Origin of the sequence: Rathayibacter sp. AY1A2 (assembly GCF_002930935.1) — a bacterium.
GTDB lineage: Bacteria > Actinomycetota > Actinomycetes > Actinomycetales > Microbacteriaceae > Rathayibacter.
Genome location: NZ_PSTP01000002.1, coordinates 1 through 23,053 on the forward strand (window position 1 = coordinate 1; position 23,053 = coordinate 23,053).

The following is a 23,053-nucleotide window of genomic DNA, read 5'->3' on the forward strand; positions in this document are numbered from 1 at the left end:
CCCCCCCTCCTCCGACTCCCCTCCTCCCAGCACCCCGGCATAGGCTGTACGGCGTCTGGATGTCAGGGAACCGCTTCCTGAGCGCCGAGAAGGAGGACCAGTGGGGTCGAGAGAGGCCGTCGCCGCCTGGGAGTCGCTGTTCCGCGCCCAGGTCCAGGTGATGCGCACCCTGAGCACCGAGTTCCCCTCGCGGGAGATCTCGATGAACGAGTACGACGTGCTCTTCAACCTCACCCGGCAGCCCGGTCGGCGCGCACGGCTGCGCGACCTGAACCGGCACGTCCTCCTGACGCAGCCCAGCGTCAGCAGGCTGATCGACCGGCTCGCCGCCCGCGGCTGCGTCGAGAAGAGCGAGGATCCGGCGGACGCCCGCGGCACGATCATCGCGATCACCGACGAGGGCTACGCGCTCTTCCGCCGCGTCGCGCTCACCCACATGAGGACCATCTCGGAGCAGGTCGGCGGCGTCCTCGACGAAAACGAGCTGAAGCAGCTGACCGCGCTCTGCGACAAGCTCCGCGACGGCATCGCCTCCTCCTGATCCGTCCCCGCTAGCACGGGCCGCAGCGACCGGCCAGGTCTTCGCCGCGGCGCGGGACTCGCGGATCATGGGGGTCACCATGAGTGACACCTCCCCCACCCTCGTCTGGCTCCGCGACGACCTGCGCCTGGCCGACAACCCCGCTCTGCGCGCCGCGATCGGCCGTGGCGGCCCCGTCGCGGTCTGCTACGTGCTCGACGAGGAGTCGGCGGGCATCCGTCCGCTCGGGGGCGCCTCCCGCTGGTGGCTGCACGGCAGCCTCGCAGCCCTCGCCGCCGACCTGCGCGAGCACGGCGCCCCGCTGATCCTGCGCCGCGGGCCGGCCGAGGCCGTCGTCCTCCAGCTCGCCGAGGAGATCGGCGCCGGAGCCGTGCACTGGAACCGCCGCTACGGGAGGGCCGAGCGCACCGTCGACGCGGCGGTGAAGGAATCGCTCCGCAACGGCGGCCTCGAGGCCGAGAGCCACCAGGGCTCGCTGATGTTCGAGCCGTGGACCGTGCAGACCGGCGCCGGCGGCCCCTACTCCGTCTACACGCCCTTCGCCCGCGCCTGCCGCGCCAAGCCGACGCCGCGCGCGCCGCTCCCCCGCCCCCGCTCGCTCGACGGCGTCACGGGAGAGATCGCCTCCGACTCCCTCGACGACTGGGAGCTGCTGCCCACGCGTCCCGACTGGGCGGGAGGGCTGCGCGAGCGCTGGGTCCCCGGCGAGAAGGCGGCGGCCGACCGGCTGCGCGCGTTCCTCGCGGAGCAGCTCGACGACTACGCCGACGGTCGCGACCGGCCGGCGGACGACGCCACCTCGAACCTCTCCCCGCACCTGAGGTGGGGCGAGATCAGCCCCTTCCAGGTGTGGCACGCCCTGGAGGAGGCGCACGCGAAGGGCCTGCACCGCGGCGACGGCAGCGACCGGTTCCTCTCCGAGGTGCTCTGGCGCGAGTTCTGCTACCACCTGCTGTTCCACTGGCCGGATCTGGCGACCGCGAACTTCGACACCCGGTTCGACTCCTTCCCGTGGGGACGCCCCGGCCAGGAGGCGATCGACGCCTGGCACCAAGGGCGCACCGGCTACCCCCTTGTGGACGCCGGCATGCGCGAGCTCTGGAGCACCGGCTACATGCACAACCGGGTCCGGATGGTGACCGCGTCGTTCCTGATCAAGAACCTGCTGGTCGACTGGCGGGTGGGCGAGGAGTGGTTCTGGGACACCCTGGTCGACGCGGACCCGGCGAGCAACGCCGCGAACTGGCAGTGGGTCGCGGGCTCGGGAGCCGATGCGTCGCCGTTCTTCCGGGTCTTCAACCCGGTCACGCAGTCGAGGAAGTTCGACCCGGCCGGCGAGTACATCCGCCACAACGTGCCGGAGCTCGGCGGAGTCGAGGGCGCCGCCGTGCACGAGCCGTGGACGCTCGGGGACACGCTGACCGGAGGCGCGGACGGCTACCCGGCGCCCCTCGTCGACCTCAAGGAGACGCGGGCGCACGCACTGGACGCCTTCGCGCAGATCAAGAGCGCCCCGCGCGACATCTCGCCGAGGGGCGACGACTGAGCGTCGCCGGCTAGACGCGTCCCGCCGGGCCGGTGGAGCGGCCGGACTCGGCGAGCGGGTCCTCCTCCCCGCCCTGATCGCGCAGATCGCGGGCCGGGATGCCGACGAGCACCGCCCCGTCGGGCGCGTCCTTCACCACGACGGCGTTCGCGCCCACGCTGACGTCGGATCCGAGCACGAGCGGGCCCAGGACGACCGCGCCGGCGCCGACGACCACCCGGTCGCCGAGCGTGGGGTGCCGACGCTCGCGCCGGGCCGACCTCCCGCCCAGCGTGACGGAGTGGTAGAGCATGCAGTCGTCGCCGATCCGCGCGGTCTCGCCGATGACGACGCCCATGCCGTGGTCGATGAACAGACGCCGGCCGATGGTCGCACCGGGGTGGATCTCCACTCCGGTCGCCGCGCGCGCCGCCTGGCTGAGCAGCCGGGCGGGCAGGCGGAGGCCCCGCCGCCACCAGGCGTGCGCGACGCGGTGCACCCAGACCGCGTGCACTCCCGGGTAGGAGAGGACGACCTCCACCGCGCTCCGGGCGGCGGGGTCGCGCTCCCGGGCGGTGCGGACGTCCTCGCGGAGCAGGGCGAGGAGCCCGGGACGCTCCGGTCCGGACGGGACGCGGCGCTCCGGCCGACCGTCGCGTCCGGAGCGGGGCGTCCCGCCTCGTCTCGAGGGGCTCAGCTGCGGAGGTCCTCGTACAGGACGGTCGAGATGTACCGCTCGCCGAAGTCGCAGACGATGGCGACGATGGTCTTCCCCGCGTTCTCGGGGCGCTTCGCGACCTCGAGCGCGGCCCACATGATCGAGCCGGAGGAGATGCCGCCGAGGATCCCCTCCTGCGCGGCCATCTCGCGGGCCACCCGCACGGAGTCGTCGAGCGTCACGTCGATGATCTCGTCGTAGACCTCGCGGTCGAGGATCGCGGGGACGAAGTTGGCGCCGATGCCCTGGATCTTGTGCGGACCGGCGGTGCCCTGGGTGAGGAGCGGGGAGTCGATCGGCTCCACTCCGATGATCTGCACACCGGGCTTGCGCTCCTTGAGCACCTGGCCGACTCCGGTGATGGTGCCGCCGGTGCCGATGCCGGCCACGAAGACGTCGACCTCGCCGTCGGTGTCCTCCCAGACCTCCTCCGCGGTGGTGCGGCGGTGCACCTCGGGGTTGGCGGCGTTCTCGAACTGGCGGGCGAGGATCGCGCCGGGGGTCTCGTCGACGATCGCGCGGGCGCGCTCGACCGCTCCGCGCATGCCCTCGCTGCCGGGGGTGAGCACGATCTCGGCTCCGTAGGCGCGGAGGAGGACCCGGCGCTCGACGGACATCGTCTCGGGCATCGTGAGGACGACCTTGTAGCCGCGGGCGGCACCCGCCATCGCGAGCGCGATGCCGGTGTTGCCGCTCGTGCCCTCGACGATCGTCCCGCCGGGGTGCAGCTCGCCGGAGGCCTCGGCCGCGTCGATGATGGCGACGCCGATGCGGTCCTTCACGCTGTTCGCAGGGTTGTAGAACTCGAGCTTGGCGAGGACCGTCGCCTGGTCGGCGCCCTCCAGCCGGTTGATGCGGACGAGAGGGGTCCTGCCGACGAGCTGGGTCACGTCGTCGTGGATGCGTGCCATGGTGTGCGCTTTCTGCCGGGGCCGGCCGCCCGGGGCCCCGGAGCGGTGGGTGGAACGGGTGCTGCAGCGCCCCTCGGAGCGGCGCTCCCCCCACGATACGGATGCATCGACCCGAGGTCAGCACCCCGGACGCGCCCGCTCCTGCGCATCACCCGCCAGCTCCTGATCTCCGCCGGGAGGAGGACGCCCCGCGGGCGCACCCGTCACGTACCATGAACCCGGGGGATCGCGCGACTGCTCGCGAGGCTTCTCGCCACCCTCCCTCACATCTCCGCGGCCCGGCGCCGCGTCGAAAGGACGACCGCTCCATGGCACTTCCCACTGCATCCCGCCGCTCCGTCCGGCCGCTCGGGATGTCACTGCGGGCGGTCATGGGGTTCATCGGGATGAGCGCCGTGGCGGGCGTCCTGATCACCGTCGGCGTCACGCCGGCTCTCGCGCTGACGGGCCTGGCGACGAGCAACACGATCGGCATGTTCCAGAACCTGCCGGGCTACCTCGACGTGGGCCAGCTGATGCAGCGCACCAACGTCTACGCGAGCGACGGGACGACCCTCCTCGCCTCCGTCTACGACCAGAACCGCGTGGAGGTCGGCTGGGACGATGTCGCGCAGTCCGCGAAGGACGCCGCCGTCGCCGGCGAGGACCCGCGCTTCTACGAGCACGGCGGCATCGACCTCCAGGGCACGCTCCGGGCCATCGCCGTCACGCTGACGGGCGACGACCTGCAGGGCGGGTCGTCGATCACGCAGCAGTACGTCAAGAACGTCCTGGTGCAGAAGGCGGAGTCGATCACCGACGAGGCCGCGCGCGACAAGGCCTACCAGGAGGCGACGGACCCGACCCCCGAGCGCAAGCTCAAGGAGATGCGCCTCGCGATCGGACTCGAGAAGGAGGCGTCGAAGGACGACATCCTGCTCGGCTACCTCAACATCGCCCTCTTCGGGGGCACCGTCTACGGCATCGAGGCCGCGGCGAACTACTACTACGGCATCCCCGCGAGCCAGCTCTCGACCTCGCAGGCGGCCGCGCTGCTGGCGATCGTGAACAACCCGGCGAAGTTCCGCTTCGACAACCCGGGCGACGAGGCGAACGGCGCCGCCAACGGCTACGCCGCCACCAAGGAGCGCCGCGACTACATCCTGTCGGAGGAGCTCAAGCACGGCCGGATCGACCAGGCCGCGCACGACGCGGCCGTCGCCGAGCCGATCACCCCGAACATCACGGAGCCCTCGACCGGCTGCACCACCGCCGGCAACGCCGCGTACTTCTGCGACTACGTGCTGAACGTCCTCCGCAACGACTCCGTCTTCGGGGCGACCGACGACGAGCGCTACCAGCGCATCCGCCAGGGCGGCTTCGACGTCGTGACGACCCTCGACCTCGACATCCAGCAGGTCTCGCAGGCGGCGCTCAACGCCTACATCCCCTCCGTCGACCCGCGCTTCCAGGTCGGCGCGACGGCCGCCTCCGTCGAGGCGAAGACGGGCCGCGTGCTCTCCATGGTGCAGAACACGCAGTACAGCCAGGACGAGCAGTTCCTCGCCGCGAACCCCGGCTACAGCGCGATCAACCTCAACGTCGACCTCAGCATGGGCGGCGGCTCCGGCGTGCAGACCGGATCGACCTACAAGGTGTTCACGCTGGCGCAGTGGCTGAAGGCGGGGCACACCGTCAACGAGTCGTTCGCCTCCCCCACCTCCGGCTTCAGCTCCTACCCCCAGAAGTGCAACGTCGAGGGCGACGGCGGCTACTACGGCAAGTTCTCGCCTCGCAACGACGACCCGTCGGAGGACGCGAGCTCGATGAGCGCGCTCGGCGCGACCACGAACTCGATCAACACCGGCTTCATGGGAATGGCGCAGCAGCTCGACCTCTGCGACATCCGCACCACCGCCGAGTCGTTCGGGATGCACCGCGCCGACGGCCGCGAGCTCGCCAACGGGCCGGCCTCGGTCCTCGGGACGAACGAGATCGCGCCCCTGACGGTGGCCAACGCCTACGCGGGGATCGCGAACGACGGCACGACCTGCTCGGCGATCGTCATCGACCGGATCACCGACAGCGAGGGCAACGCCGTCGCCGCCCCGGCATCGGCGTGCACGCCCTCCGTGTCGCCCGAGGTCGCCCGAGGGATGCAGTACGCGATGCAGCGGGTGATGACCTCCGGAACGGCCTACGCCTCGAACCCCTTCGACGGGATCGAGCACATCGGCAAGACGGGCACCACCGACGAGGCCGCCGACGTATGGACGGCGGGCGCCAGCAAGGCCGCCTCCCTGGCGGTCTGGGTCGGCAGCATCAACGGCTTCGCCGACAACACCAAGCAGAACCTGCGCTTCATCAGCCTGACGGGCGAGAAGGGCACCATCCGCGCCTCCAACGCCCGGCACGCCATCTGGAAGCCGATCATGACGGCGCTCGACGAGAAGTACGGCGGCGACGACTTCACGGCACCGCCGGCCTCGATGCTCGCGTACTCGCCCCGATCGGCGGCGAACTCCGAGGTCCCCGACGTGACGGGCGAGACGGTCGAGAGCGCCACGGCGATCCTCACCGCCGCCGGTTTCGTCGTCGGGATGCACGAGTCGGTCGACTCCGCGACGATCCCTGAGGGCTCCGTCGTGTCGACGACGCCGAGCGCGGAGGAGACGGCGGTCGCCGGCGGGGTGATCCCCCTCCAGGTGAGCACGGGCAAGGCTCCGGCCAATCCGAACGACATCTCGGACCTGAACGGCGACCTGATCGAGTAGAGACGTCGCCTGTCCCGTGAAGGGGCCGATCCCTCCGGGGTCGGCCCCTTCTGCTGTCGCAGGCGCCGGGCCTGCGCGGGCGCCGTCGCGCCGACTCCGGGCGGACGGGCGTCCGGCGCGGCCGTGGCGCGCCTCGTCGGGGATGTCGCAGGCCTCGCCTAGGGTGCTGGTGCAGCGAGAGGATCCATCCTGAAGCGACCGAACGTCCCCGTCTTCCAGCCCCGTCGGACCGTCCACGGGGCTCTCGGCGCGCTGTTCGGATTCGTGATCGTCAGCGTCCTGGCGGGTCTGCTCGCCTCGCTCGTGGTCGCCCCCGCCGCCGCGCTCACCGGCGCGGCGACCTCCGGCACCATCTCGGCGTTCCAGTCCCTCCCGAGCTACCTCGAGGTCGGGCGCCTGATGCAGAAGAGCGACGTCTACGCGGGCGACCCGGACGATCCGACGCTGCTGGCCTCCTTCTACGACCAGAACCGGATCGAGGTGCCGGCCGACCGGATCGCCGACTCCGTGAAGGACGCCCTCGTCGCGAGCGAGGACCCGCGCTTCTACGACCACGGCGGGATCGACCTGCAGGGCACCCTCCGCGCCATCGCCAGCACCTACCTCCTCGACGGCGACACCCAGGGCGGCTCGTCGATCACGCAGCAGTACGTGAAGAACGTGCTGGTGCAGAAGGCCGAGTCGATCCCGGACGAGGCGGACCGCGACCGCGCGTACGCGGAGGCGACGGCGACCACGGCCGAGCGCAAGCTCAAGGAGATGCGGCTCGCGATCGGGCTCGAGAAGGTGTCCTCGAAGGACGACATCCTCCTCGGCTACCTCAACATCGCGCTGTTCGGAGGCACCGTCTACGGCATCGAGGCCGCGGCGGAGTACTACTACGGCATCCCGGCGGCCGACCTCTCCCTCGCGCAGTCCGCCTCGCTCCTGGCCATCGTGAACAACCCCGAGAAGTTCCGCTTCGACCGTCCGGACGACACGGCCAACGGCGAGGCGAACGGCTACGCGCAGACCCGGGAGCGGCGCGACTACATCCTCGACCGGATGCTCGAGACGGGGAGCATCGACCAGGCCGCGCACGACGCCGCGGCCGCCGAGGCGATCACCCCCGACATCACCCCGCCGTCCACCGGCTGCCAGACGGCCGGCAACGCGGCCTACTTCTGCGACTACGTGACCCACGTCCTCCGAGACGACCCGGCGCTCGGAGCGACCGACGACGAGCGCTACGCGGCGATCAAGCAGGGCGGCATCAAGGTCTACACGACGATCGATCTCGACCTGCAGAGGACCGCGCAGGAGCTGATGGACGAGCAGGTCCCCTCCTCCGATCCGCGCTTCGACGTCGGGGCGACGGCGGTCGCCGTCCAGAACGGCACCGGGCGCATCCTCACGATGGTGCAGAACAAGCGCTACAGCCAGGACCCGGACGTGATCGCGAGCGGGCCGGAGTTCTCGGCGATCAACCTCAACGTCGACGCGTCCGCGGGCGGCGGCAACGGCTTCCAGACCGGCTCCGCCTACAAGGTGTTCACGCTCGCCGAGTGGCTCGACCGCGGGCACACCCTGCTCGAGCAGTTCGACTCGAAGCAGAAGAACTGGACCGGCTTCGCCGACAGCTGCGAGGGCACCTGGGACTACGACTCCTACAACCCCAAGAACGCCGGCGACGGCGGCTACACCGACACCCAGACGGCGCTGTACTCGACGATCTACTCGCTGAACACGGGCTTCACCGGGATGTCGCACCTGCTCGACCAGTGCGAGATCCGCAAGCAGGCCGAGGCCTTCGGAGTGCACCGCGCGGACGGGACCGCGCTCGTGCAGTCGCCGGGAGCGGTCCTCGGCACCAACGAGATCGCACCGCTCACCATGGCGACCGCCTACTCCGGCATCGCCGAGAACGGCACGACCTGCACCCCCGTCGCGATCACGGCGATCGTCGGAGCCGACGGCCGCGAGATCGAGCCGGTGGAGACGACCTGCAGCCGGGCGGTGTCGTCGAGGGTCGCGTCGGCGATGCAGTACACGATGCTCAAGGTGACCGCCGAGGGCACGGGCGTCGAGGACGATCCGAAGAACGGCATCCAGCACATCACCAAGACGGGCACCACCGACAACTCCGCCGACACCTGGGCCATCGGGGCCTCGACCGAGACCTCCCTCGCGGTCTGGGTCGGCAGCATCTCGGCACGCGCGGACGGGTCGAGGGTGAACCTCGACTCGATCGACTTCGACAGCGGCTGGGCGCCCTCGGCACGTCACCGGATCTGGAAGCCGTTGATGACGGCGATCGACTCCCGCTACGGCGGCTCCGACTTCCCGCAGGCCGACCAGTCGCTCGTCGCGGCGCCGCAGGTCACCGTGCCGGACCTGTCGGGCCGGACCAGCGACTCCGCCGCGCAGGCGCTGACCGCCGCAGGGCTCACTCCCGGAGCGACGTCGCAGGTCGACTCGACGCAGCCGATGAACACCGTGGCCGGCACAGGTCCGGCCGCGGGCACCCGCGTGGACAAGGGCTCGGTGGTGGGCGTGCAGCTGAGCACGGGGAAGGCGCCGCCCGCTCCCGCTCCGGGTGGCTGACACCGCAGGTCAGGGACGTCGCCGGTCGGGGAGGATCTGCGACGGGAACGGGTCAGGGGGAACGGGTCAGGGAAGCCGGCTCAGGGCCCGACGGCTCCGGCGGGGAGGAGCCCGAACTCGACGAGCTCGTCGTCGGTGAGCAGCCGGCTGCGGATCATGAAGCGCTTGCCCTCGGGTGCTTCGACGCTGAATCCGCTGCCCCGCCCGTCGACGAGGTCGACGGTGAGGTGGGTGTGCTTCCAGTACTCGAACTGGGAGCGGGACATCCAGAAGTCGATCGGGTCCAGGCCGTCGAGCCGGAGCGACTCGACGAGCACGTCCGAGGCGCCGGTGCGGAACATCCCGGCGGGGAAGCACATCGGGGAGCTGCCGTCGCAGCATCCGCCCGACTGGTGGAACATGAGCGGCCCGTGCAGCGCCGTCATCCGGCGGAGCATGCTTGCCGCCTCCGCAGTGACGTCGACCCTCGTGGAGGTCATGGGTGGTGCTCCTTCGCTCGTGGTGCGGAATGTCTGTGTGCGCCCGACCGCTGACGCCGGACACTCCTCCGGGCGGCATCTCGATACACCGCTGCGCGGACTACTCGATCAAGATGAGGGGGCGCCCCCTCGTCCGATGCCTCGCCCGAAGGGCCGAGCACCGTCCTCCCACGCGCCGCCAGGTGCCTCGCCCGAAGGGCCGAGCACCGTCCTTCCGCGCGTCGTCAGGTGCCTCGCCCGCAGGGCCGAGCACCGTTCTCCGGCGCGCCGCCAGGTGCCTCGCCCGAAAGGGCCGAGCACCGTTCTCCCGCGCGTCGTCAGGTGCCTCGCCCGCAGGGCCGAGCACCGTCCTTCCGCGCGCCGTCAGGTTCCTCGCCCGTAGGGCCGAGCACCGAACGGCGGATCCGCGTGCCAGCGGATCCGTCTCGGTGCGGACGCTCCCCGCTCCTCCCCACCCGGCCACATCGGCGAGCCGACCGCGGCACGGGCGACGAGGAACGAGGAGCCCGTGCCAACCAGCACCGAACGGCGGATCCGCGTGCCAGCGGATCCGTCTCGGTGCGAACGCTCCCCGCTCCTCCCCACCCGGCCACGTCGGCGAGCCGACCGCGGCACGGGCGACGAGGAACGAGGAGCCCGTGCGAACCAGCTCAGAAGAAGCCCATCGGTCCTTCCGCGTAGGAGACGAGGAGGTTCTTCGTCTGCTGGTAGTGGTCGAGCATCACCTTGTGGTTCTCGCGTCCGATGCCCGACTGCTTGTAGCCGCCGAACGCCGCGTGCGCGGGGTACTGGTGGTAGGTGTTCGACCAGACGCGGCCGGCTTCGATGGCCCGGCCGGCGCGGTAGAGCTGGGCGCCGTTGCGGCTCCACACTCCGGCGCCGAGGCCGTAGAGGGTGTCGTTGGCGATGCCGATCGCGTCGTCGAAGTCGTCGAAGGAGGTGAGGGCGAGGACGGGTCCGAAGATCTCCTCCTGGAAGATGCGCATCGAGTTGCGGCCCTCGAACACCGTCGGGTTGACGTAGTAGCCGCCGCTGAGCTCGCCGCCGAGGTCGGCGCGGTCGCCGCCGATGAGCAGCTTCGCTCCCTCCTGCTTGCCGATGTCCATGTAGGAGAGGATCTTCTCGAGCTGGTCGTTCGAGGCCTGGGCGCCGATCATCGTCGCGGTGTCGAGCGGGTTGCCCTGCTTGATCCGCTTGACCCGCTCGAGGCCGTCTCCGACGAAGTCGTCGTAGATCGAGCGCTGCACGAGCGCCCGGGACGGGCAGGTGCAGACCTCGCCCTGGTTGAGGGCGAAGAACGAGAAGCCCTCGAGCGCCTTGTCGTAGAAGGAGTCGCGTTCCGCGGCGACGTCGGCGAAGAACACGTTGGGGCTCTTGCCGCCCAGCTCCAGCGTCACCGGGATGAGGTTCTCGCTGGCGTACTGCATGATCAGGCGGCCGGTGGTCGTCTCGCCGGTGAAGGCGATCTTGCGGATGCGCGGGTGGGAGGCGAGCGGTGCGCCCGCTTCGAACCCGAATCCGTTGACGACGTTGAGCACGCCGGCGGGGATGAGGTCGCCGATCAGGTCGAGCAGCACGTGGATGGACGCCGGCGTCTGCTCGGCCGGCTTCAGCACCACGCAGTTGCCCGCGGCGAGCGCCGGCGCGAGCTTCCACACGGCCATCAGGATCGGGAAGTTCCAGGGGATGATCTGCCCGACCACGCCCAGCGGCTCGTGGAAGTGGTATGCGATCGTGTCGTGGTCGATCTCGGAGACGCCTCCCTCCTGCGCGCGGATCGCTCCGGCGAAGTAGCGGAAGTGGTCGATGGCGAGGGGGATGTCGGCGGCGAGGGTCTCGCGCACGGGCTTGCCGTTCTCCCACGTCTCGGCGACGGCGAGCAGCTCGAGGTTCGTCTCCATGCGGTCTGCGATCTTCAAGAGCATGTTCGAGCGCTCGGCGGGGCTGGTCTTCCCCCAGCTCGCGAACGCCTTCCAGCCCGCCTCGACGGCGCGGTCGACGTCGGCGGCGGTGCCGCGGGCGATCTCGCAGAAGGGCTTCCCGGTGATCGGGGTGATGTTCTCGAAGTACTGGCCGCTCGCGGGGGCGACGTGCTCGCCTCCGATGTAGTGGTCGTAGCGCGAGCGGAAGGAGGCGACGGATCCCTCCGTGCCTGGATTCGCGTAGACCGTGGAACCGGGCTCCTGCGGTGCCTGCTCGGCGACCTGGTCGGCGTACAGCGTCATGTGGACCTCCATCGACGTCGTTGTCGTGGGCGCGGGGTGGGCGCCCGGTCCTGACGCTACGTCGCGGGGGGTTGCACGACGTTGCACGGGTCGACGCACCGGCGGGAGCGGCGAGGACGGAGACCGGACCGGCCGGGCGGAGACGCGGCCGCCCGAGGAGGAGGGCCCCGCGGCCCGGACCTCAGACGCTCGCGAGCAGGCGCTGGGCGATCCGGCTCATGTAGACGCCGTAGGTCACCGTTGCCGCTGCGGCCCCCGCGCCGACCCAGGACCACACCTGCGGCCAGGCGGAGCCGTCGACGAGGACCACGACGACTCCGATCGCTCCGACCAGCGTCGTCCAGGTGGCGAGCCAGAGGTCGAGGGTCCGGCCGAAGATCCTCGCCATCGGGTAGAAGTGCAGGCCCACGATCACGGCGATGGCCGGCACGAGGAACCGGTCGAGCCCGGTGCCGGTGAGGACTCCCACCGCGACACCGATCAGCACGCCCTCCGCGGCGAAGACCGCCCCGAAGAGCACGCCGTTCGGCTTCGCCGCGCGGTCGGCGTCGGTGAGCTCCACCGCCATCCTCCGCCGGGCGACGAGGAGGCGGACGGCCTGCACGGCGAAGACCACGGCCGCGAGCGCGCAGACGGTCACGGCGGTCGTCGCCGCCGGAGCCGGCCAGCCGACCGTGGTGTCGCTCGCCCACCACATCGTGAAGACCGCCATCAGGAGCAGGCCCCCCGCGACTCCGCTCGCGAGGGCCCGGGGAGGTGGTGCGAGGGTGCTCATGCGTCGAGGCTAGCGAGACGGCTCCGCGGCTGGACGCTCCGGCGGGAGTCCCGGGAGCGACCGGGACGGCTCAGCGCTGCTCCGCCTCGATCGTCTCGAGGTGCGCGGCGACACCGGCACGCCGCGGCGAGCGGGGCGGGAGGACGCGCAGGAGCTCCCGCCACACCTCCGCGTCGTCGCGGCCGTCGGGGCCCTCCGCCCAGGCGAGGAGGGTCGCGGGCGCCGCATCGGCGAGGACGCTCGCCCGCACCCGCAGGCGCAGCTCGCCGGCGATCGCCCGGATCCCCGGCGCCTCGGACGAGGGCAGCGGCGCGCCCCGGTACGCGTCCAGGGCGAGGCGGTGGGAGCCGCGGTCGAGCAGGCCGAGCACCTGGCGGGCGTCGAGGTCGACCGGGCTCGCCAGGCGGTAGGGGCGCGAGAGGGGCACCAGGCGCGGGAGGGTCGGCTCGAGCGCGCGGCGCAGCCGCACCATCTCGGCGCGGACGGTGACCACCGCGTCGTCCCGGCCGTGGAGCAGGAGGGCGAGCTGCTCGGCCGAGAGCCCGGCCCGGTGCCAGGCGAGCAGGGTCAGGATCTCGGCGTGCCGGGTGCTCAGCTCGAGCGTCGCTCCGGCGGCCGTCACCAGGCCCGTCTCGCGCCCGAGGACCCGCAGGCTCGGCGCCCGGGCCGCCGCCGTGCTCCGTGCAGCGGGCCGCCGCGGGCGGAGGAGCCGCTGCACCATCAGCTCGCTCTCGACGGCGGCGGCGGTCGCCTCCATCAGCGGGAGGGTCTGCGGGGCGACGACGTCGGCGCCGCCGGTGATGTCGATCACGCCGAGGATCTCGTGCGTCTCGGGGTCGTGCACGGGGACGGCGGTGCAGCTCCACGGGTGCACGAGCGAGGCGAAGTGCTCGGCGCCGTGGATCTGCACGCCGTGGTCGAGCACGAGGGCCGTCCCCGGCGCGGACGTCCCGACGTCGGGCTCGGCCCACGCGGCACCCTCGACGAACGACATCCCCTCGGCGAGGCTCTTGAGGTGCTGGTCCCCGTCGATCCAGAGCAGCCGCCCGAGCGCGTCGCCCACCGCGACGAGCACGCCGCTGTCCTCGTCGGCGTCGCGCACCAGCAGGCGGCGGATGACAGGGAGGACCGAGGCGAGCGGATGCCCGGTGCGGTACTCGCGGAGGTCGTCTCCCGAGAACGAGAGCGGTGCCGTCAGCCGGTCCGGATCGAGGCGCCGCCGCCGTGCGCGCTCCCACGACTCCTCGACCAGCGCGCGCCGCCGACCGCTGCCAGGGCGGGCCAGCCACGGGTTGGTCATGCGCTCCGCCTCGTCGTCGGTTCGGTGGGAGTCGACGCTACTCCGCGGAGCGCGGCGGCGCCTCTGTCCGCGCACCGGAACGGCGGCGCCCCCGCACCGCCAGCAGCAGCACCGCCGCCACCAGCACCGCGACGCCCAGAACGGCTCCCGCGGTCAGCCGCTCCCCCAGCACCGCCACGCCGAGGAGGGTCGCGGTCGCCGGCTCGAGGAGGGTGAGCGTCGAGACGGTCGCCGCGGGAAGCACTCGCAGGCCGCGCGCGAAGAAGGTGTAGGCCACGGCGACCGTCACCACTCCGAGCCAGAGCACGGCCGGGATCGAGCCGGAGAGCCGCGACGGATCGCCCAGCAGCAGGAACGGGAGCGCCAGCAGCGCCGCGGCTCCGAACTGGGCTCCCATGGCGGCGACGGGGCTGAGTCCGCGCTCGAGCAGCAGCTTGCCGCAGACGGCGTAGAGCGCGTAGGAGGCGCCGGCGCCGGCCGACGCGGCGAGGCCGGGGAGCGTCACGCCGCCGGATCCGCCTCCGCTGAGGAGCACCACGCCGACCGCGGCGAGCGCGGTCGAGGCGAACCAGCGCGGGCTCGGCGTCGTCCGCAGGACGAGCCACTCCAGCAGGCCGGTGAAGGCGGGAGCGGAGCCGAGGGCGACGATCGTTCCGACCGCGACGCCGTTCTGCGCGGTGCCGGTGAAGAAGGCGGGCTGGTACGCGGTGACGCCGACCGCTCCGAGCACGACGAGCAGCACGACGGCGCGGGTCGGGCGGGAGCGGCTCCGCCGGCGCAGAGCCTCCACGCCGAGGAGAGCGGCCAGCAGGGCGCCGCCGAGGACGATGCGCGCCGCCCCGAGGAGGAGCGGATCCACGCCCGCCGCTCCGAGGGCCTGGGCGGTCCCCGTCGTGCCGAAGCAGACGGCGGCGAGGAGGACGGCGCCGATCGCCGAGGTCCGGGCCCCGCTCATCCCGCCCCGCTCCCCCGGCCGCCTGACGACCGGCTCCCAGTGTCCCAGGGATGGGCGCGTGCTCTTCCGCCTCTCGCACCGGGGGCCCAGGATGGAGGGACCGGACTAGCGGAGGAGCACGACGTGGGCATCGCGGAACCGTTCGACCTCGAGGACCACCACCGCAGCGCGCACGGCGCCCTGCGCGAGCACTTCTCGGTGCGCGAGTTCGAGGAGGTGCCGCTGGACCGCGAGGCCATCGTCGCCACCGCGTACCTGCGGGCGATCGAGCACGCCACCGTGGCCCGGGTGCTCCCCCTCGCGCGCGCCCACCCCGACGAGCAGGTCCGCGCGTTCGCGTCCGTCTGGGCCGCCGAGCGGCACCGGATCGCCGACGCCCTGGGCGAGGTGCTCGCGGCCTCGCCGCAGATCCGCGGCATCGACGTCCGCCCGCCGGAGCCGACGGTGAGGTCGCGCCCGCTCCTCGACCGCGCCGCGGCCTCCCTCGCCGGCCCCGTCGCGCTGGCCCTCGCGGTGGACGCCCGGGTCGCGGTGCACGGCTACCGCCGGCTCGCCCGGCTCTCGCTGCACCCCGAGATGGAGCGCCTCGCCGAGACGGTCACGGGCATCCTGGAGCGGCAGGCCGACTTCTTCACGGTGCACGCGGCGGGACGCCTCGGACGCCCGCTGCCGCGCCGGGTGCAGGCGGCCGGCCTGCTCGCCGTGCTGCGCCTCCCGATCGGCGAGGCCGACCTGCCGGAGGCTCTCGCGCGCGAGGGCCGGGAGCTCGTCTTCGGCCGGGACGACGGCGGACTCGACGGGATCGACGCGGGCGTCGTCGCGGCGTTCGCGCTGCCCTGCACGGCGGCCCGGCGGCTCGTGCACCCGTACCGGCCGGTGTCGATCCGTGCCGCGCACCGCCTCGGACGACTCGCGGCCGACACCCGCGCCGCCGTCACGACCCTGCTGGAGCAGGTGCGCGAGTAGCGGCGGCGCTCAGCCCAGCAGCTCGCGCACGTCCTCGGCGGTGATCCCGCCGGTGGCCGCCGCGCCGTCGTCCGACATGACCGCGGCGAAGAGCGCGGCCTTCGCCTCCTTGAGGGCCATCACCTTCTCCTCGATCGTGTCCTTCGCGACCAGGCGGTAGACCATGACCGAGCGGGTCTGGCCGATGCGGTGCGCGCGGTCGACCGCCTGCGACTCGGTGGCGGGGTTCCACCACGGGTCGAGCAGGATGCAGTAGTCGGCCTCGGTGAGGTTGAGCCCGAAGCCGCCGGCCTTGAGCGAGATCAGGAACACGCCCGCCGCGCCCGAGCGGAACCGCTCGATGACCTCGTCGCGCTTCTTCGTCGCTCCGTCGAGGTAGGCGTACTCGATGCCCGCCGCGTCCAGCCGGCCGCGGACCCGGCCGAGGAACCGCGTGAACTGGCTGAACACCAGTACGCGGTGCCCCTCGCCGAGGGCGTCGCCCAGCAGCTCGTCGAGCAGGTCGAGCTTGGTCGAGGGCACGCTCTCGTGCGCCTCGTCGACCAGTGCCGCGTCGAGCGCGACCTGGCGCAGCACGGTCAGCGCGCGGAAGATCGCGAAGCGGTTCTTCTCGAAGTCGCCGATCAGGCCCAGCACGCGCTGCCGCTCCCGCGCCAGGTACGTGTCGTAGACCTTCCGCTGCTTCGGGCCGAGCTCGACCTCGAGGGTCTGCTCCTGCTTGGGCGGCAGCTCCTTGGCGACGAGCTCCTTGGTGCGCCGCAGCATCAGCGGGCGGATGCGCCGCCGCAGCTGCGAGAGCTTCTCGCTGTCGGCCTCGCGCTCGATCGGCTTCTGGTAGAACTCGACGAACCCGGCGGGCGAGGGGAACAGGCCCGGAGCGACGATCGACAGCAGCGACCAGAGCTCCATCACGTTGTTCTCCATCGGCGTTCCCGTGATGGCGAGCTTGAAGGGCACGTCGAGCCGGCGCGCGAGCTGGTGCGTCGCCGACTGGCGGTTCTTGACGAACTGCGCCTCGTCGAGGAGGAGCCCCGACCACTGGATGCCCGAGTACGACTCGTAGTCGAGCCGGAACAGGGCGTAGGAGGTGACGACCAGCTCGGCCTCGCCGATGACGCTGGAGAGCGCCTTCCGCTTCTTCTTCGACGTCTCGTCGATCCCGACGACGCGGAGGTCCGGGGCGAAGCGCTTGGCCTCGCCGACCCAGTTGGGCACCACGCTGGTGGGCGCGACGACGAGGAACGGGCGCGGCGAGGTCCCCGCCTCCGCGGCCGCGGCGCGCTGCTCCTGCATCACCCGGGTGACCAGGGCGAGGGACTGCACGGTCTTGCCCAGGCCCATGTCGTCGGCGAGCACGCCGCCGAGCTGGTTGTCGTAGAGGAACGAGAGCCAGTCGTAGCCGAGCTGCTGGTAGGGCCGCAGCGCCACGGCGAAGCCCTCGGGCAGGACCCGCGACTCCAGCGCACCGGTCGCGGTGAAGCCGGAGAGCCCCTCCACGGAGCGGCGCCACGCGGCGGCCTGGGCCTCCACGACGCCCAGCTCGACCAGCTCGTCCCAGAGGGAGGACTGGAACCGGCTGATCCGCAGGGTCTCGCCGGGGTCGTCCGAGAGCTCGCGGGCCTCGGCGATCAGCTCGCGGAGGCGGCCGAACCGCTCGTCGTCGAGGGCGAAGTAGACGCCGCTGGGCAGCACCATGTACTCGTCGCCGCGGGCGAGCGCGAGGAAGATCTCGGCCAGCGGGACCGCCTCGTCGTTGACGGTGACGGAGATCTCGAGGTTGAACCAGTCGCGGCTGTCGGGCTGGGCGACGGTCTGCACGGCGACCACGGGCGCGGTCTGCGCCTCGCGGTACTCGACGCGCTCGCCGATCTCCTCGATCTCGACATTGCCGAGCTCGCGGAGCCGCTCGACCTCGCCGGTGAGGAAGCCGACGGTCTGCATGCCGCGCAGGTCGAAGGTGGGGCGCAGACGCCTGCTCGACGGGGACACCAGGGCAGGCGTCGACTCCGGGTCGAGACCCGCTCCCACGAGGGAGTCGAGGATCCGCTGCTCGGCCTCGGGGTCGCGGTAGCCCGCGTCCTCGCCGACCCGCAGCGGGAGCCGCTCGGCGTCCACGCCGCCGCGCGCCCCCTCCACTCCGTAGCGCCACCACCACGAGCCGCGCAGGCCCGCGCCGTCGGTGTGCTCGAGGGTGAGGCCGAGGCGCGGCTCGGGCACCGCGGGCGCCTCGAAGGAGCCGTCGCGGGAGACGATGTCGAACAGCCGGTGCAGCCGCTGGTAGTGCTCGGTGAGGAACGCCGACTCCTCGGCCACCGGGATGCGGATGGCCTCGCGGCTCCAGAGGAACGTGCGCGCGGAGGACAGCAGCGGCGCGGCGAACGGGATGAGCGTGACCGGGCGGGCGCGCATCTCGTCGCCGCCCTCCCACGTGTAGAGGCCGACGGCCGGGTCGCCGATGAAGCCGAACTCCTCGGGCGCCGGGTGGTCGCCGATCGCGACGAGCGAGCGCAGCTCGAGGCCGGCAGCGGTGCGCGTGACGTCGATGGAGGCGGTGGCCGTCGTGTCGAGGATCTTCAGCGGCGTCTGGTCGCGGTCGCCCATCACCAGGCCGATGCCCGCGCGGACGGCTCCGTGCAGGGCCGCCCAGATCGCCTCGCTCCGGCACTGGTCGAGGTAGAGCCAGGTGTCGGGCGAGTAGTAGCTGGAGGCGCTGTGCCCGGAGAGCAGGCCCTGCATCTCGCGGATCACGTCGATCTGGCGCTCGTCGTAGTCGTGGCTGTAGTGCAGGTAGCCGAGGTCGCGCCAGCTGGTGCCGGTGCGGACCCAGCGATCGCGGTCACCCATCCGCACCGGGCGCACGCCCAGGCGCGGGCGCGGCTCGGGCGGCGGCCGGTAGGAGTTGTAGCGGCCGGGCGGGCGACGCACGGGCTCGCCGGGCAGCAGCTCGAACTGCAGGCCGAGCGGGATGCCGGTGTGGGAGCGCTCCGCCCCGGCGAGGAGCGGGGCGAGCGCGCTGCGCCACTCCGGGACGGCGTCGACGGCGGCCTCGCCCGGGAAGGGACCGGCCACTCCGCCCTCGCGCTCGCGGCGCAGGGCCTCGATCAGGACGGCGGCGACGTGCTTGCACTCGTGCTTGACCGGGCAGCTGCAGGCGCCGCCGAGGAGGGTCCAGTGCTCGCCCTCGTCGCGGAGCTGCACGCTCACGGCGTACGGCGAGCGCCCGGATCCGCGGACCTGGCCGAAGAGGCGGGTGCGGCCGCCGAACCACTGCAGCTCGCGCACGCGGCCCTCGTCCGCGTACGCGGTGCCCTTCTCGACGGCGGCGGTTCCGACGAGGGCGCGGATGTCCTGCTCGGAGAAGGGCTCGTGGCCGGCGGTCACCGGCCCGGGTGCGGCCGACGGCAGCACCTCACCGGGGGGACTCTGGCGGGCCATGGACCTCACGCTCTCCGCGCTCGAACGAGCGCATCCGTCTATTCAACCCGATTCCGGAGGCGCTGCGAGCCGCGGGCCGGGATCCGTGGAGGACGCACGGCCGTCCCTACGATGGAGGGATGCCCCGTCTGGCCGTCGTCTCGGCGCACACCTCCCCGCTCGAACAGCCGTCGACGGGCGACGCGGGCGGGATGAACGTGTACCTCGCGGCGGTCCTCCCGGAGCTGGCGGCACTCGGCTGGGAGATCGAGGTGCTGACCCGCGGCGAGGGCGTCCGGATGCTCGCGCCGGGTGTGCGGGTGGTCGGCGTGCCGGTGCCTGCGGGCGACAAGTACGCGCTGGCGGCCGCGGCGCCGGAGTTCGCGCGCGCCGCGGAGGGGGCCGACGTCGTGCACTCGCACTACTGGGTGTCGGGCCTCGCGGGGGCGCTCACCGGCAGGCCGCACGTGCACTCGATGCACTCGGGCTCGCTCGCGAAGAACGCCCGGCTCGCCCCGGGCGACGTCGCGGAGCCGCAGCAGCGGATCGACGCGGAGCGCGCCGTGCTCGCCTCCTCCGACGCGATCGTGGTGGCGGGCGCCTCGGAGCGGGAGGACGTCGTCAGCGGGTACGGCGCGGATCCGGACCGGGTCGTCGTGGTGCCCCCCGGAGTCGACGCGCGGTTCCGCCCGGGCGGCGGCGAGCGCTCCGGAGTCGTCCTGGTCGGCCGGGTGCAGCCGCTCAAGGGCCAGCTGCTGGCGGTCGAGGCGCTCGCGAGAATCGCGCCGGCGGAGCGGCCGGTGCTGCGGCTGGTGGGCGGGGCGGCACCGGGCCGGGAGTCGTACCTCGACGCGGTGCGCGCCGCGGCGGCTCCGCTGGGAGACCGCGTGCTGATCGAGGGGGCCGCCGACCGCGACCGGGTGGCGGAGCGGCTCCGGAGCGCGCAGCTGGCGCTCGTGCCCTCGGCGGCCGAGACCTTCGGGCTGATCGCGCTCGAGGCGGCCGGCAGCGGCACTCCCGTGCTCGCGCGCAGGACGACCGGCCTGGTGGACGCGGTGCGCGACGGCGGAAGCGGCGTGCTGCTCGACTCCGACTCCCCTGCGGCGTGGGCCGAGGCGATCCTGACCCTGCTGGGCTCGCCCGGCGAGCTGGCGCGACTCGGCCGCGGCGGCGTCGACTGGGCGGCCGCCCACTCCTGGCCGGCCGCCGCCGCCCGGCTGGACGCCGTCTACCGCGGCCTGTCGGCCCGCTGAGGGAACCCCGGACCGTCGAGGGACCCCGCTCCGCCGGGTCACCTCGACGGGTCGGGGCTCCCTCGATGCAGGGAGGGGGTCAGTCGGCGATGGCGGGCGCCCCGGGGTCGAGGCGGGCGCCGCGAGTGGAGCGGTACCAGGGAGCGAGGCGGTCGGGCGAGACGGCGACCATCGCGGCGCCCGTGAATCCGGCGTCGTTGCCGAAGCGGGCGGGGACGATCTCGGTGCCGATGTCGAGGAAGCGGGCGAACTCGTCGAAGACGTGCGCCGCCGCGCCGCCGATCACGAACAGCTGCGGCGAGAGCAGCATCTCGAGGTGCCGGTAGTAGACGCTGAGGCGACCCGCCCACTCCTCGAGGGTGATGCCCTCGCGGCGGACGGCCGAGAAGCCGACCTGCGGCTCGAAGTCGGGACCGTCGATGTGCAGGTGACCGAGCTCGGAGTTGGGGATCACCACGCCCTCGTGGACGAGCGCCGTCCCGATGCCGGTGCCGAGGGTGGTCAGCAGGAGGAGGCCCTCGCGTCCGCGCATCGCGCCGAACTCGCGCTCGGCGACCCCTGCCGCGTCCGCGTCGTTGACGACGACGACGTCGACCCCGGTCGCCTCCGAGAGGAGGACCTGCGCGTCGAGCCCGACCCAGCGCTGCGAGACGTGGGTGGTCTGGCGGACGACGCCGCCGCGGACGATCCCGGGGAAGCCGACGCCCACGGGCGTGCCCGCGATCGGCGAGACGTCCCGGACGATTCCGGCGATCGCCTCGGCGAAGTCCTCGGGCTCCTTGCCCAGCGGGTTCGCGACCGCGAAGCGCCGAGCCGCCCGCTCGCCGGTGGTGACGTCGACGAGGGACGCCTTGATCGACGTCCCCCCGATGTCGACGCCGACGGCGAAGCGCGGGAGGAGGCCGTCGTGGGGCTGGGTCACGGATGCTCCGTCTGCAGTGGTGGGCGAGTGCGGGGACTCGCGAAAACGGTCGGCCCGTCGGATCCGGGATCGCGACGAGCCGAAGGCGATTCTACGAGCCGTCAGGTGCGCGCGGGCTCCGAGAGGGCGCGGAGGACGAAGTCGATCACCGGCTCGTAGAGGTGGACGGCCAGCCCGTCGTCGATCGGGACGACCACCTCGATCGAGCCCTGCGCCTCGGCGACGAACACCGCCGGGTCGTTGCAGTCGGCGATCGCGATGACCGGCAGCCCCCGCCGGCCGGCCGCGCCCGCGAAGCCGTGGTCGGCGACGACCAGGTCGGGGCGGACGCCGAGCTCGTCGAGGCGGTCGAGCAGCGCGTCCATCGGCTCCGGCGAGTGCGTGTGCTGCAGTCCTCCCCCGCGGTAGACGCAGGTGACCCCGCCGGTGCACCACAGGGCCTGGTGCTCGTCCGCGAGAGGCACGCGGATGCCGTCGGGGGCGGCGAACGGGAGCGCGTTCACGTCGATCACGCGAGCGCCCCGCTCCGTCGCGGCAGCAGCGAAGCGGCGGTAGACGTCCATCAGGGTCGCGGGGTGCGCGGTGGCGAACAGGAGGAGCGCCCCCTCGCGGACAGCGGCGGCGAACCGGTCGCGGTAGCGGGCGAGCCCCGCGACCGTCAGGCGGGCGTCGATCCGGTCCTGCCCGCTCTCGAAGGAGGGGTCGGTGCTGATCCCCACGCGCTCCCCCATCAGGGCGAGCAGGCTCTCGAGCGTCCAGTGCTCGGCCACGTCCACCCCGTAGAGGTGCGCGGGCTCGCGGGCGGCGAGGCCGCGGAGGTTGCCGAGGTTGCTCGCGCGGCCGGTGAGGACGTCCCCGGCGAGGAGGGAGGAGTCGAGGTACGCCTCGAGCTCGGAGTCGGGACGCGGCATGCGGGACCTCTCGATCGACGGGGAGCTCCCAGGCTACGGGCAGTTCAGGTGTTGACATCCGATCCGTCGCCGATATATCGTTGCTGCATCGCCGACAGATCGGAAGCAGCCGCTCCCGACGGGCGACCGGATCCGATCGAAAGGGATCCCCTCACGACAGAGAGCAGCACACCCATGAACTCCAGGACCTTCTTCTCCGACGACCGCCGCGACTCGTGCGACGGCGACCACTCCTCCCGCCACGAGCACCCCGGCCGCGGACAGCGCCGCGGACCCGGCGGTCACGGCCGCGGCTTCGGGCCCGGCTTCGGCTTCGGCCCGGGCTTCGGCCCCGGCTTCGGCGGCCCCTTCGGCCGCGGCGGAGGACGCGCCCGACGCGGTGACGTCCGCGCGGCCCTCCTCTCCCTCCTCTCCGAGAAGTCCTCGAACGGCTACGGCCTGATCAAGGCCATCGCCGAGAAGACGAACGGATCATGGCGTCCCAGCCCCGGCTCCGTCTACCCCACCCTCCAGCAGCTCGTCGACGAGGGCCTCATCACGGCCGTCGGCGAGGGCCGCGGCACCGAGTACCAGCTCACGGACGCGGGCGGCACCTACGTGCGCGAGCACGCCGACGAGCTCGACGCGGCCTGGGAGGCCACTCCCGGCGCGAGCGACGCCGATCGCGCCTTCATGGAGAACGTCGGCAAGCTGATGGGCGTCGTGCAGCAGTTCCGCGGAGCGACCGAGGCGCAGCGCGCCGCCGCCTCCGCCAAGCTCGACGAGACCCGTCGCGCGCTGTACCTCATCCTCGCCGACTGACCTCGGCTCCCCTCCCGCGAT

17 protein-coding genes are annotated in these 23,053 nt (G+C 72.7%); 7 read left to right on the plus strand and 10 right to left on the minus strand.

Annotation, left to right across the window (positions count from 1 at the left end; translation table 11 throughout):
- Positions 1 to 160 precede the first annotated feature (160 nt).
- Positions 161 to 541: a MarR family winged helix-turn-helix transcriptional regulator gene (locus C5B93_RS02485; RefSeq protein WP_104224206.1), complete on the plus strand. Its 381-nt coding sequence runs from the start codon at positions 161 to 163 to the stop codon at positions 539 to 541.
- 79 nt (positions 542 to 620) lie between these two features.
- Positions 621 to 2,087 carry a deoxyribodipyrimidine photo-lyase gene (locus C5B93_RS02490; RefSeq protein ID WP_104291833.1) on the plus strand — a complete coding sequence of 489 codons (1,467 nt, stop codon included), beginning with the start codon at positions 621 to 623 and terminating at the stop codon, positions 2,085 to 2,087.
- Positions 2,088 to 2,097: 10 nt separating this feature from the next.
- Here the strand turns inward: C5B93_RS02490 and epsC are convergent, their stop codons facing one another.
- Positions 2,098 to 2,664 carry a serine O-acetyltransferase EpsC gene (gene epsC / locus C5B93_RS02495; RefSeq protein ID WP_104262415.1) on the minus strand — a complete coding sequence of 189 codons (567 nt, stop codon included), beginning with the start codon at positions 2,662 to 2,664 and terminating at the stop codon, positions 2,098 to 2,100.
- A gap of 95 nt (positions 2,665 to 2,759) precedes the next feature.
- Positions 2,760 to 3,695, minus strand: a complete 936-nt coding sequence (gene cysK / locus C5B93_RS02500; protein WP_104291693.1) for a cysteine synthase A — start codon at positions 3,693 to 3,695, stop codon at positions 2,760 to 2,762.
- Positions 3,696 to 4,003: 308 nt separating this feature from the next.
- On the opposite strand from cysK, the gene C5B93_RS02505 reads away from it, so the two are divergent.
- Positions 4,004 to 6,448, plus strand: coding sequence for a penicillin-binding protein (locus C5B93_RS02505; protein WP_159939720.1), 2,445 nt, complete (start codon positions 4,004 to 4,006; stop codon positions 6,446 to 6,448).
- 264 nt (positions 6,449 to 6,712) lie between these two features.
- Positions 6,713 to 9,031 (plus strand): transglycosylase domain-containing protein, encoded by a 2,319-nt coding sequence (locus C5B93_RS02510; RefSeq protein WP_104291695.1) that lies wholly within the window; start codon positions 6,713 to 6,715, stop codon positions 9,029 to 9,031.
- Between the two features lie 80 nt (positions 9,032 to 9,111).
- Here C5B93_RS02510 and C5B93_RS02515 read toward each other — a convergent pair whose 3' ends face one another.
- From C5B93_RS02515 to C5B93_RS02535, 5 genes are all read right to left on the minus strand, one after another.
- Positions 9,112 to 9,510: a DUF779 domain-containing protein gene (locus C5B93_RS02515; protein WP_104233437.1), complete on the minus strand. Its 399-nt coding sequence runs from the start codon at positions 9,508 to 9,510 to the stop codon at positions 9,112 to 9,114.
- Positions 9,511 to 10,160: 650 nt separating this feature from the next.
- Complete coding sequence (locus C5B93_RS02520; RefSeq protein WP_104291834.1) at positions 10,161 to 11,735, minus strand: aldehyde dehydrogenase family protein; 1,575 nt, start codon at positions 11,733 to 11,735, stop codon at positions 10,161 to 10,163.
- Positions 11,736 to 11,916: 181 nt separating this feature from the next.
- Entirely contained in the window at positions 11,917 to 12,510 is a 594-nt protein-coding gene (locus C5B93_RS02525; RefSeq protein ID WP_104233438.1) for a hypothetical protein, read from the minus strand.
- Between the two features lie 70 nt (positions 12,511 to 12,580).
- Complete coding sequence (locus C5B93_RS02530) at positions 12,581 to 13,810, minus strand: GAF domain-containing protein (RefSeq protein WP_104224191.1); 1,230 nt, start codon at positions 13,808 to 13,810, stop codon at positions 12,581 to 12,583.
- Positions 13,811 to 13,847: 37 nt separating this feature from the next.
- Positions 13,848 to 14,765 (minus strand): DMT family transporter, encoded by a 918-nt coding sequence (locus C5B93_RS02535; RefSeq protein ID WP_104291696.1) that lies wholly within the window; start codon positions 14,763 to 14,765, stop codon positions 13,848 to 13,850.
- A gap of 123 nt (positions 14,766 to 14,888) precedes the next feature.
- Here C5B93_RS02535 and C5B93_RS02540 point away from each other — a divergent pair, with 123 nt between their 5' ends.
- Positions 14,889 to 15,731 (plus strand): hypothetical protein, encoded by an 843-nt coding sequence (locus tag C5B93_RS02540; protein WP_104291697.1) that lies wholly within the window; start codon positions 14,889 to 14,891, stop codon positions 15,729 to 15,731.
- A 9-nt stretch (positions 15,732 to 15,740) separates the two neighbouring features.
- Here C5B93_RS02540 and C5B93_RS02545 read toward each other — a convergent pair whose 3' ends face one another.
- Positions 15,741 to 19,166 carry a DEAD/DEAH box helicase gene (locus C5B93_RS02545; protein WP_104291698.1) on the minus strand — a complete coding sequence of 1,142 codons (3,426 nt, stop codon included), beginning with the start codon at positions 19,164 to 19,166 and terminating at the stop codon, positions 15,741 to 15,743.
- A 119-nt stretch (positions 19,167 to 19,285) separates the two neighbouring features.
- Between C5B93_RS02545 and C5B93_RS02550 the strand changes: the two genes are divergently transcribed.
- Positions 19,286 to 20,398: a glycosyltransferase gene (locus C5B93_RS02550; RefSeq protein ID WP_104291699.1), complete on the plus strand. Its 1,113-nt coding sequence runs from the start codon at positions 19,286 to 19,288 to the stop codon at positions 20,396 to 20,398.
- Between the two features lie 79 nt (positions 20,399 to 20,477).
- Here C5B93_RS02550 and C5B93_RS02555 read toward each other — a convergent pair whose 3' ends face one another.
- Together C5B93_RS02555 and C5B93_RS02560 are read right to left on the minus strand one after the other, a co-directional pair.
- The gene (locus C5B93_RS02555) at positions 20,478 to 21,320 is read right to left on the minus strand and encodes an ROK family protein (protein ID WP_258068106.1); all 843 of its coding nucleotides are present in this window, start codon (positions 21,318 to 21,320) and stop codon (positions 20,478 to 20,480) included.
- Between the two features lie 101 nt (positions 21,321 to 21,421).
- Positions 21,422 to 22,231 carry a phosphatase gene (locus C5B93_RS02560; protein WP_104291700.1) on the minus strand — a complete coding sequence of 270 codons (810 nt, stop codon included), beginning with the start codon at positions 22,229 to 22,231 and terminating at the stop codon, positions 21,422 to 21,424.
- 174 nt (positions 22,232 to 22,405) lie between these two features.
- Here C5B93_RS02560 and C5B93_RS02565 point away from each other — a divergent pair, with 174 nt between their 5' ends.
- Positions 22,406 to 23,032, plus strand: coding sequence for a PadR family transcriptional regulator (locus tag C5B93_RS02565; protein WP_104224185.1), 627 nt, complete (start codon positions 22,406 to 22,408; stop codon positions 23,030 to 23,032).
- The last annotated feature ends 21 nt before the right edge of the window (positions 23,033 to 23,053 follow it).